18 protein-coding genes are annotated in these 16,967 nt (G+C 45.8%); 9 read left to right on the top strand and 9 right to left on the bottom strand.

Going from position 1 to position 16,967, the window contains the following annotated elements; all coding sequences use genetic code 11:
• Positions 1 to 225: 225 nt before the first annotated feature.
• A complete protein-coding gene (locus QUB24_RS13240; RefSeq protein ID WP_333153608.1) occupies positions 226 to 1,617 on the bottom strand; it encodes a glycoside hydrolase family 10 protein in 1,392 nt (463 codons plus the stop codon).
• A 281-nt stretch (positions 1,618 to 1,898) separates the two neighbouring features.
• Here QUB24_RS13240 and QUB24_RS13235 point away from each other — a divergent pair, with 281 nt between their 5' ends.
• From QUB24_RS13235 to QUB24_RS13225, 3 genes are all read left to right on the top strand, one after another.
• Entirely contained in the window at positions 1,899 to 3,083 is a 1,185-nt protein-coding gene (locus tag QUB24_RS13235) for an FAD-dependent oxidoreductase (RefSeq protein ID WP_445300408.1), read from the top strand.
• A gap of 126 nt (positions 3,084 to 3,209) precedes the next feature.
• Positions 3,210 to 3,872, top strand: a complete 663-nt coding sequence (locus QUB24_RS13230; RefSeq protein ID WP_333153607.1) for a DUF2834 domain-containing protein — start codon at positions 3,210 to 3,212, stop codon at positions 3,870 to 3,872.
• A 208-nt stretch (positions 3,873 to 4,080) separates the two neighbouring features.
• Positions 4,081 to 4,833, top strand: a complete 753-nt coding sequence (locus QUB24_RS13225; RefSeq protein WP_333153606.1) for a gamma-glutamyl-gamma-aminobutyrate hydrolase family protein — start codon at positions 4,081 to 4,083, stop codon at positions 4,831 to 4,833.
• Positions 4,834 to 4,837: 4 nt separating this feature from the next.
• Here QUB24_RS13225 and QUB24_RS13220 read toward each other — a convergent pair whose 3' ends face one another.
• The 7 genes from QUB24_RS13220 to QUB24_RS13190 form a co-directional block, all read right to left on the bottom strand.
• Positions 4,838 to 5,026 carry a CPXCG motif-containing cysteine-rich protein gene (locus QUB24_RS13220; protein ID WP_006635525.1) on the bottom strand — a complete coding sequence of 63 codons (189 nt, stop codon included), beginning with the start codon at positions 5,024 to 5,026 and terminating at the stop codon, positions 4,838 to 4,840.
• On the bottom strand, positions 5,010 to 5,471 hold the full coding sequence (locus QUB24_RS13215) for an SRPBCC family protein (RefSeq protein WP_333153605.1): 462 nt from the start codon (positions 5,469 to 5,471) through the stop codon (positions 5,010 to 5,012). The genes QUB24_RS13220 and QUB24_RS13215 overlap by 17 nt, the downstream gene beginning before the upstream one ends.
• A 13-nt stretch (positions 5,472 to 5,484) precedes the next feature.
• Complete coding sequence (locus QUB24_RS13210; protein ID WP_333153604.1) at positions 5,485 to 5,838, bottom strand: transcriptional regulator; 354 nt, start codon at positions 5,836 to 5,838, stop codon at positions 5,485 to 5,487.
• Between the two features lie 4 nt (positions 5,839 to 5,842).
• Positions 5,843 to 6,175, bottom strand: coding sequence for a type II toxin-antitoxin system RelE/ParE family toxin (locus QUB24_RS13205; protein WP_194008965.1), 333 nt, complete (start codon positions 6,173 to 6,175; stop codon positions 5,843 to 5,845).
• A 142-nt stretch (positions 6,176 to 6,317) separates the two neighbouring features.
• The gene (locus tag QUB24_RS13200) at positions 6,318 to 7,955 is read right to left on the bottom strand and encodes a radical SAM protein (protein WP_333153603.1); all 1,638 of its coding nucleotides are present in this window, start codon (positions 7,953 to 7,955) and stop codon (positions 6,318 to 6,320) included.
• Positions 7,956 to 8,160: 205 nt separating this feature from the next.
• On the bottom strand, positions 8,161 to 8,673 hold the full coding sequence (lspA, locus tag QUB24_RS13195; protein ID WP_333153602.1) for a signal peptidase II: 513 nt from the start codon (positions 8,671 to 8,673) through the stop codon (positions 8,161 to 8,163).
• Between the two features lie 204 nt (positions 8,674 to 8,877).
• The gene (locus QUB24_RS13190) at positions 8,878 to 9,456 is read right to left on the bottom strand and encodes a biotin transporter BioY (protein ID WP_006635529.1); all 579 of its coding nucleotides are present in this window, start codon (positions 9,454 to 9,456) and stop codon (positions 8,878 to 8,880) included.
• Positions 9,457 to 9,914: 458 nt separating this feature from the next.
• On the opposite strand from QUB24_RS13190, the gene pstS reads away from it, so the two are divergent.
• The 4 genes from pstS (at position 9,915) to pstB (ending at position 14,216) form a co-directional block, all read left to right on the top strand.
• Positions 9,915 to 11,099, top strand: a complete 1,185-nt coding sequence (gene pstS / locus QUB24_RS13185) for a phosphate ABC transporter substrate-binding protein PstS (RefSeq protein WP_333153721.1) — start codon at positions 9,915 to 9,917, stop codon at positions 11,097 to 11,099.
• A 340-nt stretch (positions 11,100 to 11,439) separates the two neighbouring features.
• Positions 11,440 to 12,396, top strand: a complete 957-nt coding sequence (gene pstC / locus QUB24_RS13180; protein ID WP_333153601.1) for a phosphate ABC transporter permease subunit PstC — start codon at positions 11,440 to 11,442, stop codon at positions 12,394 to 12,396.
• A gap of 34 nt (positions 12,397 to 12,430) precedes the next feature.
• Complete coding sequence (gene pstA, locus QUB24_RS13175; RefSeq protein ID WP_333153600.1) at positions 12,431 to 13,324, top strand: phosphate ABC transporter permease PstA; 894 nt, start codon at positions 12,431 to 12,433, stop codon at positions 13,322 to 13,324.
• Between the two features lie 91 nt (positions 13,325 to 13,415).
• Positions 13,416 to 14,216 (top strand): phosphate ABC transporter ATP-binding protein PstB, encoded by an 801-nt coding sequence (gene pstB, locus QUB24_RS13170; protein WP_333153599.1) that lies wholly within the window; start codon positions 13,416 to 13,418, stop codon positions 14,214 to 14,216.
• A 361-nt stretch (positions 14,217 to 14,577) separates the two neighbouring features.
• Here pstB and QUB24_RS13165 read toward each other — a convergent pair whose 3' ends face one another.
• On the bottom strand, positions 14,578 to 14,748 hold the full coding sequence (locus tag QUB24_RS13165) for an NblA/ycf18 family protein (RefSeq protein ID WP_190657595.1): 171 nt from the start codon (positions 14,746 to 14,748) through the stop codon (positions 14,578 to 14,580).
• 228 nt (positions 14,749 to 14,976) lie between these two features.
• Here QUB24_RS13165 and QUB24_RS13160 point away from each other — a divergent pair, with 228 nt between their 5' ends.
• Together QUB24_RS13160 and QUB24_RS13155 are read left to right on the top strand one after the other, a co-directional pair.
• Positions 14,977 to 15,573: a phycobiliprotein lyase gene (locus QUB24_RS13160; RefSeq protein ID WP_333153598.1), complete on the top strand. Its 597-nt coding sequence runs from the start codon at positions 14,977 to 14,979 to the stop codon at positions 15,571 to 15,573.
• A 286-nt stretch (positions 15,574 to 15,859) separates the two neighbouring features.
• Entirely contained in the window at positions 15,860 to 16,618 is a 759-nt protein-coding gene (locus tag QUB24_RS13155) for a phycobilisome rod-core linker polypeptide (RefSeq protein ID WP_333153596.1), read from the top strand.
• Positions 16,619 to 16,967: the final 349 nt, after the last annotated feature.

Below are 16,967 nucleotides of genomic sequence, written 5' to 3'. Positions count from 1 at the left end.
AGTCGGTTAAAACCGACTCAAATAGTAATCTCTATTTTGAAAATTAGAGTTACACATATATTCGGCGCTAACTCTATACAAAAACAGCTTTGATAGAATGGGTACAGTCGTCTTTAGACGACTTCAGCTATGAGACAGGGGTTTAAACCCCTGTTGGACTGTTGGACTGTCGGACTACTGGCACACCCTACAAAATTACTAATGACTGATGACTCTTTAATTCTTTTACGTGGTTGGTGATGGCGAAGGTGCGCTGTTTTTGGTAGGTTCCTCTGGCTTAGCTTTGGGGTCTGGTTTTGGTGGCGCAGGCGGAGGGAAAGTCGCCGCGCGTCTGGGTATTTGTAGCGCTGTTCGGAATGCAGAAGACGGGAAGAAACCGCTAAATTGAGAAAGTCGGACTGCTAGAGGTTCTGGTGCATATTCCCACAAGCTTTCGTAGTAGAAGAAAGCGACACCTAAGCCGTATCCTTGGACTGCTTGCACCTGAGATTTAATTTGCTGAATCGGTACGGGGTTATTTCTCAAACCAGTCATAATCCCAATTCCGGTGGGAATTTTTTGCTGTGCTTCTTGCATTTCTGGACGGTTAATCTTGCCCACAAATGATTCTAAATTGGGACGGTACACTTGCACAATTAGCTCGTCGGCAATATCCAAACGCACCCAAGCCAGCCAATCTTGCAGGTGATGTTTGTAAGCAAACTCGTAGTAATTGGGAGAAATTGAGAAAATGGCATGGGGTTTTACTGCTTTGACGGCTTGATTTAACTGGGACATAAAAGCGGTAATTTTATTGGCTCGCCATTGCACCCATGCTGGGTTTTGAAAATCTTTGGGCGGAGCTTTTTTTGTTTCTTTGGTATACAAAGCAACTGTGTACTCATCGTAACCAAATTCAGACGGCAAACTCATGTGGTCGTCAAATTGAATGCCGTCGGCCTTATATTTAGTGGTGATTTCTAGTACGAGTTCGGTAATGAATTGCTGAACTTCGGGATGAAAGGGATTGAGCCAAACTACTTCGCCACCTGCACCAGTTGATGTTTGGCTACCGTCCTGTTTTTGTGTCAGCCAATCGGGATGATTTAAGGCTAATTCTGATGTGGGAGGAGCCATGAAACCAAACTCAAACCAAGGAATTACTAGCAGGCCTTGGCGGTGAGCTTGAGCGATTAAATCTGCGATCATATCTTGTCCCTCTAACCCTCTGTAAACAAAGGGTTGAATGTCTTTTTGCTGCGCTACATCGCTGGGATACATTGCATAGCCAGAATTCCAGACAACGGGATAGATTGTGTTGAAATTTAACCGTTTGAGTTTGCTGACAGCATCTCCTAGTTTGCGACGATCTCTGAGGATGTCTTTGTCGTTTGTCGTCATCCAAACGCCGCGAATTTCCTGGCGGGGTTCCTGGGCGATCGCCGGAATGAAGTGGTTCGCCAGCAATACTATAATGAATGAGAGGGCAAACAGAAGCGGGAAAAGAGTTTTAATCGATCGCTGCCAACTGCGCGGAATGATGCGTAATGTCATAGTTTTGAATGGTGAGTTAGCTATTGAAACACACCCCGACATAATTTGGTGATAAAATTTGCTCGCTCTACAGTCTACAGCCATTTGCCCTGAATGTGGAATAGGTTAACTGAAATGGGTGCATTGATGTTATGCGATCGCAACTGAGTTCCGTATAATCTCGGAGACAGATGGTAAGTGACAGCATTCTGTCTAACTGCTGGGAAATCAATTACGCACTGCAAGCCTTCCTTACCGGACAGTGCGGCCCCAGGAGTGCAAGTGCTGTACAATATCGGGGAAAAGAATATCTCGATCGAACATCTGTAATTGTGAAACATTTAGTGTTAATTGGCGGCGGTCACAGTCATGCTATCGTATTAAAAATGTTCGGTATCCAACCGCTGCCCGGTGTGCGTTTGACTCTGATTAGCGACGTGCTGCAGGCGCCTTATTCGGGGATGCTGCCGGGGCACGTTGCCGGGTTTTACGATTACGATCAATGTCACATCGATTTGCGATCGCTCGCGGAATTTGCCGGGTGTCAAATATTGATCGATCGGGCGATCGCGATCGACCTTAACAAAAATTTAGTTATTTGTCAAACTCGTCCTCCGGTTAATTTTGATGTGCTTTCGGTGGATATCGGCAGCACTCCTGCGACTTTATCTGTACCGGGTTCCGCAGAATATGCAATTGCAGCTAAACCCGTACCGGAGTTTTTAGCTAGCTGGAATCAGTTAATTTCCGAAAGGCAAAACTCTCTCCAAAAACCGCTGCGGATCGCCATTGTAGGGGGCGGTGCAGGCGGCGTAGAATTAGCATTAAATATGCAATCTCGATTGGGGAAGTCCGATGGAAGTCGTCCCAGGGAAGAAAATTTAGAAAATTCATCATCAGAAATTCATTTGTTTCATAGCGGTGCTGAATTAATGCCGGGACATAACAAACGGGTGCGTCGCCGCCTGAAAGAAATTCTGATTAGTCGTGGGATTAAACTGCATTTAATGGAAAAAGTTAGTGCTATAGAAAAGCCAGAAACGAGTGACATAGAAGATAATCAAGAATGCCCGATGCCCAATGCCCAATGCCCAATGCCCAATGCCAAAATTTCCTGTCAATCAGGTTTAGAATTAGAGTGCGAGATCATTTTTTGGGTGACACAAGCATCGGCAGCCAATTGGATAAGAGAATCCGGTTTAGCAGCCGACTCAAACGGCTTTATGCAAGTCAACGATTGCCTGCAATCAGTCTCTCACCCCAACGTATTTGGGGCGGGAGATATCGCTGCGATGGTTAATTATCCGCGTCCCAAAGCAGGCGTGTTTGCCGTGCGTCAGGGCAAACCGCTGTTTGAAAACTTGCAGCAGTTTTTATTGGAAAAACCGCTGAAACCCTTTGCACCGCAGGAACAATACTTAGGGTTAATTGGTACTGGAAATAAAAGGGCGATCGCATCTCGCGGATCTTTCATGTGGGAATCACGGTTGTTGTGGTACTGGAAAGATTGGATCGATCGCCAATTTATGCAAAAATTTAGCAATCTGCCCAAAACCCGCAATACCAAATAGCAATACATTCAGATATTCTCCAGTCTTCCTCAGCGTTCTCTGCGTCCTCTGGGGTAAATAAAAAAAGTATTATTCAAAAACCCTTTAAGCTTGCTATAGTAATATCAGAAGTCAGAAAAACTAACTATGTTCAGAAAAATTGGATTTGGGCTGCTTTGGATTGCATTTATCACCTACGCCTTTGTATTTGCACCACCCGACAGCCCAGAAAAAACCATCACACTAATTACCAATATTTCCACAGGCAAAATAGCAGACATCAACCCTTTAATTGTAGCGTTATTCAACCTCATGGGAGTCTGGCCGCTCATCTACAGTTGCGTCTTATTTGCTGACGGCAGGGGCCAGAAAATACCTGCATGGTTATTTGCCACTTTATCCTTTGGCGTCGGCGCCGTTGCCTTGCTGCCTTATTTAGCCCTGCGCGAACCTAATCCAGAATTTCCCGGTCAAAAAAATATCTTTTTAAAGATATTAGACTCCCGTTTTACTGGATTTTTCTTAACATTAGCTGCTGTTGGTTTAGTTGCCTTTGGCTTGACAAACGGCGATTGGTCTGATTTTATTCAGCAGTGGCAGACTAGCCGCTTTATCCATGTAATGAGTTTAGATTTTTGTATGCTTTGCCTGCTATTTCCTGCCTTATTAGGAGACGATATGGCGCGCCGAGGAATGCAGAACTCTACAGCATTTTGGGCAGTAACATTAGTGCCGCTGTTCGGGCCGCTGGCTTATCTGTGCACGCGCAAACCCCTGCCGGAAACTAATAGTAAAACTGTTACAAATTAGACAGCAGTGCTGGTAATTTTCAGTTTAATCTAGAAATCCATCACAAGTAATCAGACAAGAAACAGGCAAGATGCCTGTTCCACAATAAGTAAGTAAGTTTTATTTTGGGGAGTAGGGGTTGGGCTCCTAGCCCGCCCATGAAACACTGATTACAAATAGTGCCAAATCTGAGTATTAATCTAAATAATTATCTCCCAACCTCTAGCAAATGAAAAAATTTCCGATTGTTGGCATCACAACATACAACCGCTGTCCAGCAGGCGAATATCGTTTAAATGGAACTTATATTGATGCAGTGCAGGCGGCTGGTGGCATTCCGATTTTACTGCCCCCCAATCAATTAGATCCGGCTAGTATTTTGGATGCAGTAGATGGTTTGATTTTTTCCGGGGGCGGAGATATCAACCCAGAACTTTATGGCGGTTATGTCGATCGCACAGTTTACTCGGTTAATGCAGAACGCGACAATTTTGAATTAAGCTTAGCAAAGCTAGCTTTGAAGGCTGACATACCTGTGTTGGGGATTTGCCGGGGAATGCAAATGTTGAACGTAGCCAGCGGCGGCAGTTTGGTGATTCACGTACCGGATGCTTACGGAGATGAGGTTAATCACGGATCGGGAATTCCGCCACGTGCGATCGAGCATACCATTCAAATTGAGCCAAACAGTCGGCTAGCAAAAATTATGGGAAAAACTTCAACAACAGTTGTTTCCTGGCATCATCAAGCAGTGCGAAAGGTAACATCCGATTGGCAAATAGTAGCCGATGCACCTGACACTTTGGTAGAAGCAATGGAGCACTGCTATCACCCTTGGATGATAGCAATTCAATGGCACCCAGAAATGTCACCCAACTGTTCGTTCAACTCTCGAATTTTTCGGGCTTTCGTAGAAGCAGCCGCTTCAAGATTGATAAATTCTACCAAGTCAGCATCAAAGGCAATTCCGACATTTTTATAGTCACTTATTCTTGATAGTCAGTATCTATTTCAATATCCAGGGTATCTTCATCTATTCTGACATAAAGAACATTCGGGCGACAGCAAACCTGACAATCTTCGATATAAGATTGTTCCATACCACCGCTAATATCAACAAAAGTTGTACTCGGTTCGCCGCAGAAAGCACAGTAATATTCAGCCGTTGTTTGCATCTTTCTCGCACTCTCTTTTTGTGACTTCGTGGCGGTAGCGAAACATATCTGTTAACCGCATTTCTACCCACCAACCTAACAGCAAATCGACAATCGGGCCGCCCGGTATCGAAAATGCGATCGCATCTGTCAATCTAGTGTGGCCATTTTCTGAGGTAAACTCGTGTCGGTGAGTCCAACGTGCCATTGGCCCCTCAGTTTGTTCATCAACAAACAAGCGATATTGTTCGCACTCAGTGTGAGTCGCCACCCATTTTACAGGAATCGGCCCCAATAACAGGCGAAATTCTGATACAGCACCCACATCGAGTCCCCCTTCGCGGCGAATGATTTTCACCGGTTGCCAAGGCGGAGTCAAAAGTTGCAGAATGTCCGGCCTTTCGTGAAAGTTCCAGACTGTTTCAACGGTGGCATTAATTAGGGATGAATATCGAAAATTAGGCATTTTCTAGATTAAGTTAAACAGTTATTTCCGATCGCCTTTCAGCATTTGCAGTATTATCCTCTGTATCAGTACAAACAGCAACTGTTAGTTTCAATCCCAAAGCATTCAGCCAAGTTCCCAGATTATAAATCGCATCACTTCCTTGCTGCGACAGCAATTCATCCAGTTTTTTTAAGTGCAATTCATATTGTTCAGGAGTCATTTTTGGTTGACCGAGAGCTTCTGCTACATCGCCCAGAGCAAGTTTCAGCAATTCAGGTTCCGGGTCGATTTCCTCTATAGTCGCCGTTATATAGGCGGCTGACAATGCCGGGTTTTTTCTCAGAGATTCAATCAAAAACGGATGATCTGGAATACTTTTAGCCATTGTTTTAAATCCTGTTGTAATCTGTCCAGTATTCTTTTGCTTGGAGGATATCTCGGTTTTGAGTGCTTTTATCTCCACCGCAGAGGAGAAGCACAATTGTTGTTCCAACTTGCCCAAAATAGATTCGGAAACCAGGGCCATAGTCTATTCTGAGTTCGCAAACTCCTTCTCCCACTGAACGATAGTCTCCCAAATTACCAGTAACAACCCGATTTAGCCTAGATCGAATCTTGGCTTGAGTGTTTGTATCTTTGAAGGAATCAAACCACTCAGCGAAAGGTACTCTGCCATCTGAGGTGACATAACGCTGAATTTCCTTGGGTTGAACTTCTGGCATAATTGTATTATAGTACGTCGCTCCTTATTTTATCTTGTTAAGTTAGCTTTCAATCTACTTACTTGCAAAGATGCGATCCTCTTCGTTGGCGTAGCCCCCGTAGGGGCGGGCTTCGCTAACGCACTTTCGCATCCGCTATTTCCTAACTCGTCAACTGCAAATCCTTCGTCCTAAAATGACTCATCGCCTCAGCCAAATGCTTCTTCAAAGTCGCCTCCGGTAGCGGCCCTTTTAAATGACTCCAAGGCAAAACCTGATCCAATTCCCACTCTTGAAAAACATAAAAATCCATCTCCGGCAACTGTCCCCGCAACTCCTTAAACGCCCGCCGATAACTGCCCAAAGTATCGCCGTAATGCCGCACTAATTCCAACAGCCGAGACAACCGCCGATCGCCCTTTGACAACAACCCCTGAATCACCGACCAGTTATAGCTTTCAGGTCTAAATTCTAAACCTAACTTCCGCAATTCTTTATCTAAAAATTTCAGCCTCTTCTCCGCATCTTTATTCACTCCAAACCACTGAAAAGGAGTGTGAGATTTCGGGACAAAAGTGCTGCATCCCAGAGTCAACCGCAAACCGGGAACAGCTTTTCTAATCGCCCGCATCATGGCCACCGTTTCCTCTAAATCCTCCATTTCTTCGCCGGGAATTCCCGCCATCCCGTAAAGTTTAATTCCCTTTAAGCTACCAGCTTTAGCATTGCTCGCCGCTTGGATAATTTCGTCATTTGTGAGTTTTTTGTTAACGATTTTGCGGAGGCGATTGCTCCCGCTTTCCACCGCAATTGTCACAGATTTGCTGTCTCTGTTTGTCAAAATTTCGGCTAATTTAACTGTCACCGTATTCGTCCTTACCGAAGAAAGACTCAGCCGCACGCCGTCGTATTTCGGATGATTCAAATGATCCAGCAACGCTTCAAATTCCGGGTGCTGAGTGACCGAAGCACCCAACAAACCCAAACGATTAGTCACAGCTAAACCCCGATCGATCGCCGGAATTAACGAATCCTCCAAACTCGCAGTTCTAAACGGCAAAGTCAGATAACTTGCCAAACAAAAACGGCACATTTCTGGACAACTACGAACCACTTCCACCATGTAAATATTTTCCCAAGCAGCTTTTTCTGTCACCACAGTAGAAGCAGATAAAGTATTGCCGCGGTACGTCTGTTTTTCAACCATACTGGGAATTTCCGAATCGACAGGCTGAATCGATTTAATCCCCTCAGTCGCATCCAGATAAGTTACTTCGTACAAACTGGGGACGTAAACTCCCGGAACTTGGGCTAAATGCCGCAATTTAGTTTGTCTGTCGGCGGTACGGACTTCTTTACAAGCATCAATAAAATTGTCAATGAGATGTTCGCCATCTCCCAGCAAAATCACATCAAAAAAATCGGCAAAAGGTTCTGGATTAGCCGTAAAAACCGGGCCACCGCCGAATACTATGGGATGATTATCCGTTCGTTTAGACGCCCAAATCGGAATTTCTAGAGATTCCAATAAATTGAGAATATTTACATAGTCTAGTTCCCAAGAAAGCGAAAATCCCAGTAATTCTGGATGTCGGGGAAGTTGTTCGCGGATATCAGTAAATAAACGGCCCACTTCAATATCCGATCGCACAGCCAAAGTGGCCCACACTATCTGATAGCCGAGACTGGTAATACCCACCGTGTACTCGTTGGGAAAAGCAAAAATAGTCGGGATAGCATCAGCATCGGGGGTTGCTGGGGCAAATAGTAAGCGTTCTTGGGCAAATGGATTAGGATTCACGGGCAAATTTAGTTTTAACAATAGGTCTGTTCTTATCTCATTTTAAGCCATTTCCAAAGTCATTGTAGGGTGCGTCAGGGTTGAATGTGGCGACCACAAACTAAGGATCTCCCCGCTGACGCACCCTACAGTTAGTTAGCTGTTACATCCGTTACATCCGAAGAAAGCGAATCGGTTGGCGAACTTCCTTCTTGCTTCTTCAAATTTACTCTGAAATAGAATTGCGATCGTCCTGACTTTTCGGAGTCGGCGGTTCACTGTGAAAAGTTGCAATCAGCAAACAGATAATCCCAGCATTAATAAACACATCGGCTAGATTAAATACGGGGAACCGAATGATCCGAAAATCGATAAAATCTACAACATGGCCCGAAACAAATCGATCGATCCCGTTCCCCAGTGCTCCCCCCAAAATCAAACCGTAGCCAGCTTGTTCCCAGCGGTTAATTCGTGGCCCAAACCAAGCCAGCACTATCAATCCGACACTAACGGCCAAAGACAGCCACCGCAACCAAATCGCCCCGCCATTGCTGAAAAGACTAAAAGCCGCACCGGTATTAACAACATAAGTGAAGTGAAACACCCCAGGTAACACCGCCTGCGTCTGCGGAGGAACCGTCAAGTCAAAATTTTGCACCACCCAAAACTTAGCCAGGTGGTCTAAAACTAAACTGATAACAGCAGCAACCCAGAACAAGGGATTTCTTTTAAAACGCATGAATTAAGCAATAGAAAATGGGGCATCGGGCATGAGAGAATTTACTCCAATCTCACTTGTCATTGCGAGCAGAATGCAGTGGGTCAAAGCAATCCCAGCCGCAGCGCGATAACTCTCCCGTTGGGAAATGATAGTATAACCTTATTTTGCACAATTACCAATCCCCGATTACCAATTCCCAATTCCCAATTCCCAATTCCCCAATTAATAAAACATCAAGCGGCGTAAAGTAAATGACAGCACTGCGATCGCACAAACTACCGCCAATTGTCCCGGCAGAGGATAAACCGAATATTTAAGAATCTCATCGAATAAAGGTGTTTTTTTTGCCGGAGGCAGCCAGTAAGTAAAAATTAGATAAATTAAGCCGATCGCGTGAACAGTGAACAAACCGCACAAACAGCTAAAAGCCATAGATTCCAGCCGCGAAGCCACCTTAAAAGCCACCCAGCCGCACACCCAAGCACCAGGCACAAAACCCAGCAAATACCCAAAACTCGCTTCTTTGAGATAGCCGATGCCGCCGCCTTGAGAAAAAACTGGCCACAAAGTTAATCCTAATGCCAAATAAGCAATTTGCGAGAGAGCCGCAGCATTTTTCCCCCCCATGCAGCCTACTAGCAAGACGGCTCCAATTTGATAGGTAACACCTAAAGAGTACGCCTGAAGTCCTCGATCGTCCCACAACCCAATAGGAATTGTGACAGATGCAGGCAAAAAAGTGCCTCCTATCGTCAGGAGCAAACCAATAACAGCCCAGATTAATTCAATAGGAGCAGGCATTATAGCAGAAGGAAGAAGGAAGACCGAAGTTGCAATCGACCGTTTATGTTTGTGCAATTAAGAACGTCCTAACCGTCAGGGCGGTTGCTATATCATCAAACGGCATTCCTCAGAAGGTATTTGTCCGATGCAAGCTTCAATGCCCCCAGCTTTTAAATTCTTAATAGTAGCACCACTGTCAAAATAACCACCATTGTATGGTTTTCTGGTTCTCAAGCCTGGATATTGTGATAATTTAATGGGGAATTTTTCGCGATCGGGCGATCGAATCCTGGTTTCCGTACAAATCTATTTTGCCTTTATCTTAGAAAATCACCCTTGTCAAGCTCATCAATTAATTAATAATATTAATTAATATTAAATTGCCATTAAGTGTAAAGATTCTTAACCTAACCTTTACTTTTGCGCGCTATGCTGATGCGGGAGACCCATATAACGATCGCAGATTTTTTATACCTATGCTTTTTCGTCTCAACTTGATTAATTCAAACCGTCTGACTACTGCAATTTCCGCTATGGCGATCGCCCTCAGTGTAGCAGCTTGCAGCAGTCCCAGCACAAACACAAGCAGCACCACCAGCCCCGGCGACACCGCAGCATCCCCCGGCGCATCCCCCGTTGCAGCCACCGGCACAGCGGAAAACACCAAACTCGCCCTAGCCTCAGACGTAGCCATCACCGCAGCCGGCGCCTCATTCCCCGCCCCCCTTTACCAGCGTTGGTTTCAAGACTTCAACAAAATCAACCCCAAAGTACAAATTAACTATCAATCAGTAGGCAGCGGCGCCGGAGTCGAACAATTTACCAAAGGCACAGTAGACTTTGGGGCCAGCGACACCGGCATGAAAGACGACGAAATCGCCAAAGTTCCAGCAGACAAAGGCGTAATCTTGCTGCCCATGACAGCCGGCAGCATCGTCATCGGCTACAACCTGCCAGACTTAACCGAACCACTGAAACTGCCACGGGATGTTTACGCAGATATCTTCGCCGGTAAAATTACCAAGTGGAACGATCCCAAAATTGCAGCCGCCAACCCGACCGCTAAATTGCCAGACCAAGCCATCACCATCGTCCACCGTTCCGACGGTAGCGGTACCACCGCCGTCTTCACCAAACACCTGAGTGCCATCAGCCCCGACTGGAAAAGTGCAGTAGGCGACGGCAAAACAGTAGAGTGGCCCGTAGGCGTAGGCGCAAAAGGGAACGAAGGCGTCACAGCTCAAATTCTGCAAACCGTAGGCAGCCTCGGCTACATAGAATACGGCTACGCCAAAAACAACAATGTCAAATTTGCATCTTTGGAAAACAAAGCAGGCAGCTTTGTCGCACCTACCGACGAATCAGCTTCTCAAGCTTTAGCAACTGTGCCGATGCCGGAAAACCTGCGAGCATTTATCGAAGACCCCGAAGGCGCTCAATCCTATCCAATTGTCACCTACACTTGGATGCTCGTCCCCAAAACAGTTACTGACCCCAACAAAGCCAAAACCATCGAGGCAATGGTTGAATACGGCTTGAATGAAGGTCAAAAAGTTAGTTCCGAATTGGGCTACGTTCCTCTGCCCCAAAACGTTAAAGAAAAAGTAGCCGCGGCCGCTGACGGCATCAGCGCAGACTACAAGATTGAGGTTGCCAAATAGTAAGAGAAGTCAGTGGGCAGTTGACAGTTGGCAGTTGTTAGTTGACAGTTGGCAGAGGGAAAAAAGGAAGAAGGAAGAGAGATATTTCTGTAGGGGCGGGTTCACCGACAATAATTGCCTAAAATCAATAATCTGATAAACCCGCCCCACCCAACGGTAAATCGCCATCTACCTCTTTCAAAATACAAGGGTCAGGTTTTACCAGAAATATTTGTTGAAAAGTCAGGGGATTAATAAACCCGCCCCTCTGTGATTTTATTTATCGTCTTTCTTTCTGCTTCCTTCTAGCTTTTTCCGAAACAGGCTATTTTCGGCTACTATATATTTGGTTTTTTTTTCTATGATTTCAGATAATAACAGCGCTCAATCACAGAGCCGATCGCGCTCTGGGGCAGAAAAATCCTTAGACCAAGGCTTTATCTGGCTGACGCGGATTTTGGGCATAGGAGTTGGTGTAATTTTGCTGGTAATCGCGCTCACCGTTGCTTATCGGGCTTTACCGGCGATTCAACAGTACGGTTTGGGCTTTCTGTTTGGCAGTGATTGGAATCCGGTTAAAGAAGAGTACGGTGCGCTGCCGATGATTTACGGGACGATCGTCAGTTCGGCGATCGCGCTCCTAATTGCAGTACCATTAGGAGTAGGGACTGCCATCTTCTTGAGTGAAGATTTTTTGCCGCTGCCAGTGCGTACCGCTTTAGTTTTTTTAGTAGAACTTTTAGCCGCCATTCCCAGCGTAGTCTACGGTTTGTGGGGAATTGCTGTATTGATTCCCATGATTACCACTCTCGGCAAGTTTCTCAACGGCACTTTCGGATGGCTGCCGATTTTTAGCACCTCGCCAGTGGGCCCGGGAATGTTACCAGCAGGAGTAATTTTGGGAATTATGACTTTGCCGATTATTACTGCCATCTCCCGCGACTCTTTGGCAAGTCTCCCGCCCGATTTGCGGCAAGCATCTCTAGGTTTAGGAGCTACTCGGTGGACAACAATTTTTAGAGTGCTCGTACCGGCGGCTTTTTCCGGTATTGTCGGCGGAATTATGCTTGGGCTCGGTCGCGCGATGGGAGAAACAATGGCTGCGACTCTGTTAATTGGCAATTCCAATCAGTTAAGTCTTTCTGTGCTAGCTCCGGCAAATACTATTGCTTCTCTGATGGCAAATCAGTTTGCGGAAGCCTCCGGGTTGCAAGTAGCAGCTCTGATGTACACTGGGCTAATTCTGTTTATTATGACACTGATTGTTAATATTTTAGCAGAGTGGATTGTTTCTCAAGTAAGAGCGAAGTACAACTAGAAGTTTGCCGCCATTTCCTACAGAGTTTTAGTTTATGTCAAATAGCGTCTCCGATGAGAATCCTTTGGTATCGAAAACAGGCAGTTTAAAGAAGGTTAAAAACAGCCCGCAAGCGCTGTTTAGTCTGGGGATGACTGTATTGGCTGGAGCTAGTCTAGCCATCACTCTGCTGCCTTTGTTTGCAGTTCTTTCCTATGTCACCGTACAAGGTTTCAATCGCCTGAATTTAGACTTGTTTACCAAGCTGCCACCGCCGCCCGGACTATCGGGAGGCGGTATTGCTAATGCAATTCTCGGTACATTGATGACGGTGGGAATTGCTTCTTTAATCGCTGTTCCTTTTGGTGTATTGGCAGCCGTTTATTTGTCGGAATTCAGCAGCGGCCAAATCGCTCGCTGGGTGCGCTTTGCTACTAATGTCCTCAGCGGCGTTCCTTCGATTATTGCAGGGGTATTTGCCTACGGTTTGTTCGTGGTAAATATGGGAGGTTTTTCGGCAATTGCAGGGGGTGCGGCGCTGGCTGTGCTGATGTTGCCGACGATTGTGCGGACTACTGACGAAGCTCTACAAATCGTCCCGCAAGATATTAGATGGGCCTCGGTTGGTGTGGGTGCTTCTAATTATCAAACGGTGTTGCAGGTGGTTTTGCCTGCGGCAATTCCGGCTATTTTAACGGGTGTGACACTGGCAATTGCTCGCGCGGCTGGAGAAACTGCTCCTTTGATTTTTACGGCGCTGAATTCGCCTTTTTGGCCTGCTGGATTTGATAAGCCAACTCCGAGTCTTTCGGTTTTGGTGTACAACTTTGCAACGGTGCCTTTTAAGGCACAGAAAGAATTGGCTTGGGCTGCATCTTTGATTTTGGTGTGTATGGTGTTGCTGACGAGTATTCTTTCTCGCTGGGCTACTCACAAAAAAGTGTATTAAAGGGTGAGTTTTAAAAATGCCTTCATGCACTTATGGTGAAGGCCGAATGTAACCCAGGTCTTGAGTAAAATTTGAGAGGATTTTTACCTGTATGATGATGGATTTAGACAAGCAAACGGAAACAATTTTACGGACAGAAAATATCAATATTTTTTACGGCGCTTTTCACGCAGTTAAAAATGTTTCAATGGAGATTCCTAAAAATCGCATTACTGCGTTGATTGGGCCGTCTGGCTGCGGTAAAAGTACAATTCTGCGATGTTTTAACCGCCTCAACGATTTAGTTAACGGTTTTCGTTTAGAGGGTAGAATTGATTACTACGGTCAAAATCTTTACGATTCTGATATTGATGCTGTAGAGGTGCGCCGCAAGATTGGGATGGTATTCCAAAAGCCGAATCCTTTCCCGAAGTCGATTTATGACAATATTGCTTACGGTGCGAGGGTGAACAATTATAAGGGGGATATGGATGAGCTGGTGGAGAAGTCGCTCCGCCAAGCTTATTTGTGGGATGAGGTGAAGGATAAGTTGAAGCAAAGCGGTTTTTCTCTTTCGGGTGGCCAGCAGCAGCGTTTGTGTATTGCTAGGGCGATCGCGATTAATCCTGATGTAGTGTTAATGGATGAACCTTGCGCTTCTCTTGACCCGATTTCTACGATTAAGATTGAGGAGTTGATGCGGGAACTCAAGGAGAAGTATACGATTGTGATTGTTACTCACAATATGCAGCAGGCTTCGCGGGTTTCTGACCTGACTGCTTTTTTCAATGCTAAACTTTCTGACGATGGGAAGCGGTTTGGCTATCTTGTGGAGTGTGACAAGACTGAGGTAATTTTCCAAACTCCGAAGGAAGAGTCTACTTTAGATTATGTGAGTGGCCGTTTTGGTTGAGTCCCCGACAGGTTGAAGCCTGTCGCTACAAAAACGAAGTCCCTATCTAGGAGACTAAAAACATTTAATTTGCTGAGTATGCTAGCGACAAAAAAAACTGCATAAAACTTTTCTGAATTTAGAATCCCGCTTTCTTGGAGAAGGCGGGATTCTGGGTTTTATGTTTAATAGCTCGATCTGAGATGTTGCACCATTCTCAATAAGCTTTTTAGGAACAGGCTTTCCGGCCTGTTCCACAAGAAAATTCACTCTTTGTGGAACAGGCCGGAAAGCCTGTTCTTGACAATGGTGCAAGATGTGAGTCTATCGCACTTTTTGCAGATACAAGCGGCTGATTTTTGTGAAGAAATGCTCGAAGAGTTCACATATTCTTCATCCAATGCTTAAACAGGTTTTCTTTGACCATACTTTGCCGCATAACTTCGAGCAAGTATTCCTGAGCTTGGTCTTGGCTTAACCTTTTGACTTCTTCGCGCAGCACTTGAAGTTTGAACTGCTGTTCCATGCTGAGGCTGGTTGTAGGCATATCCATAAATCGCTCCTCCAGTTTGCTGAGATTAATGCGAAATTGATCGGAATGACGTTTCGCAGAATTTGTTGTGTCTCCTACATTGTAAACTATCATAACATTCCCTTGACAATATGTCCAAAGTACACATTTTAAGACTAATTTGTGTAGCAAAAGTACATCTAAGTGGGGGGAGCTCTATCATAAAAAGGCGTCAAGACCGGGAAGCATAAGCCAAAGGAGATAGTTTGTATGGATGCAATGGAGTTTTTTCAAAGCAGCGCTGGGGAGTGGCGATCTCAGCGCAGCACTCACCACCTCGCTTTCCGCCAAGCGGAGATTGGGGATTCAAATATTCAGGTAACGGCGCTGGGTGCGGATGACGCGCGAGTGGCCGATATTTGCAAGATGCACGAAGTCGATCCGAGCCGGGCTGCTGGGGGGGCTTTTGTGACTTGGCACGGCTCGATGGCGTGGGATAAGGATGATGAGAATCATAAAGGGTCTACAGTGTTCGCGATCGTCCCCGATCCTGAAAATCCCCGGCAGGGCTTGATGTTGCGCGAACGGGGCTATGCGGAAATTGTGCCGGTGGCTGGCCGTTTTGAGATGGATGATGAGGATGGGCTGCTGCTGATTACGGAATACGAGACGATGAGTTCGATCGAGCGTTTCTGGTTTGCTAATCCGAACGTGCGGATGCGGACAAGTACCGTAAAGCGCTTTGGCGGTTTCAGCACATCGACTTTTTGTACCGAAATTCGGGTGCAACCAGACTCGGATGCAACATCAGAAGCAGCAGGAGATCAAGTACCCGCTAGCGAGTTTTATTCGGCTCTGGGTTGGTAATTTGGCTGTTGGATGTTGACTGTTGACTGTTGACTGTTGACTGTTGACTGCTGACTGTTGATTGTTGAGTGTTGACTGCCCACTGCCCACTGCCCACTGCCCACTGACAACAGTCAACTGACAACTGACAACAGTCAACAAATGTTACAGATTGTTGCAAAAATTCAGGAAAATCAGATTTAGATTGCGGGAATCCCCTAATCTGTATGTTGGTTAGTTGTATCCGTTATGCTGGCAGCTCACGGTGTCAACTATTTCTGAAATTTGAGATAACGGAGATTTTAACGTGGCGCTACCTTTGATAAACTACGCCCCCAAAAGCCAAAACCAGCGCGTAGCTGGTTTTGAAACAGGGAGCGACGAGCAGCCCAGAATTTTCACAACTGAAAATGTGCTCTCGTCTGGAGACATGGAAAATTTGATTTGGGCTGGATATCGCCAGATTTACAGCGAACACCAAATCCTCAAGAGCAACCGCCAAAAGTCTTTGGAGTCGCAACTCAAGTTCGGCCAAATTACGGTGCGAGACTTTATTCGCGGTTTGGCGACTTCTTCTCCTTTCCTAGAGCGGAATTACCAAACTAACAGCAACTATCGGTTTGTGGAAATGTGCGTGCAGCGCATTTTGGGCCGGGATGTGTACAGCGAGCGCGAAAAGATTGCTTGGTCGATCGTCGTAGCCAATAAGGGGCCTCAAGGCTTTATTGACGAGTTGGTCAATAGCGAAGAGTACCTGGATAAGTTCGGCTATGACACAATACCTTACCAGCAGCGCCGAATTTTGCCTCAGCGAGTTGGAGGAGACACTCCTTTCAACTTGAAAACGCCCCGCTACGGTGAGTACCACCGTTCGCAGCTTGGCTTCCCGCAAATCATCTGGCAGACTGGCGTGCGCCGTTTTGTTCCTCAAGAGAAGCAACCGAAGGCTGGCGATCCGTCGAACTATTTGGGTATGGCGCGCAATATGCCCATGCCTGCTACTCCGCCCCAGCGCGTGCCTCTAGCTAATATCAATATCGACACGATGGTTCCCCGTCGCCGGTAATTGATGCTGCCCTGATGCGATTATTTGTGTCGGGCGATCAACTGAATCGATCGGCTTTTAGCCTGAAAGAGTTTTGAGTCTTGAGTTTTGAGGTTTGAGTTTTTTGCTAAACTTGGAATCCAAAACTCAGGGCTCATAATTTTTGGGGAAAAAAGGAAGTTCGGCAACGAGCAATCTACAGGATTTAACCGATAAATATTAGACTTGAATTGAAGCTATTCTTTGCTCTCCTATCTTTAAATGTATCTGCGTTCATCTGCGTGCATCTGCCTTCATCGGATCGCGAATTAAATAACTTACAATTTTAATTGTTATTGTGGGATGGGCGTCCCGCCCGTCCAAAAAGGAC

Origin of the sequence: Microcoleus sp. B9-D4 (assembly GCF_036705105.1) — a bacterium.
In the GTDB taxonomy this organism is placed as follows: domain Bacteria; phylum Cyanobacteriota; class Cyanobacteriia; order Cyanobacteriales; family Microcoleaceae; genus Microcoleus.
The sequence above is the reverse complement of the archived record's forward strand: the minus strand, read 5'-3'. Positions and strand labels throughout refer to the sequence as shown.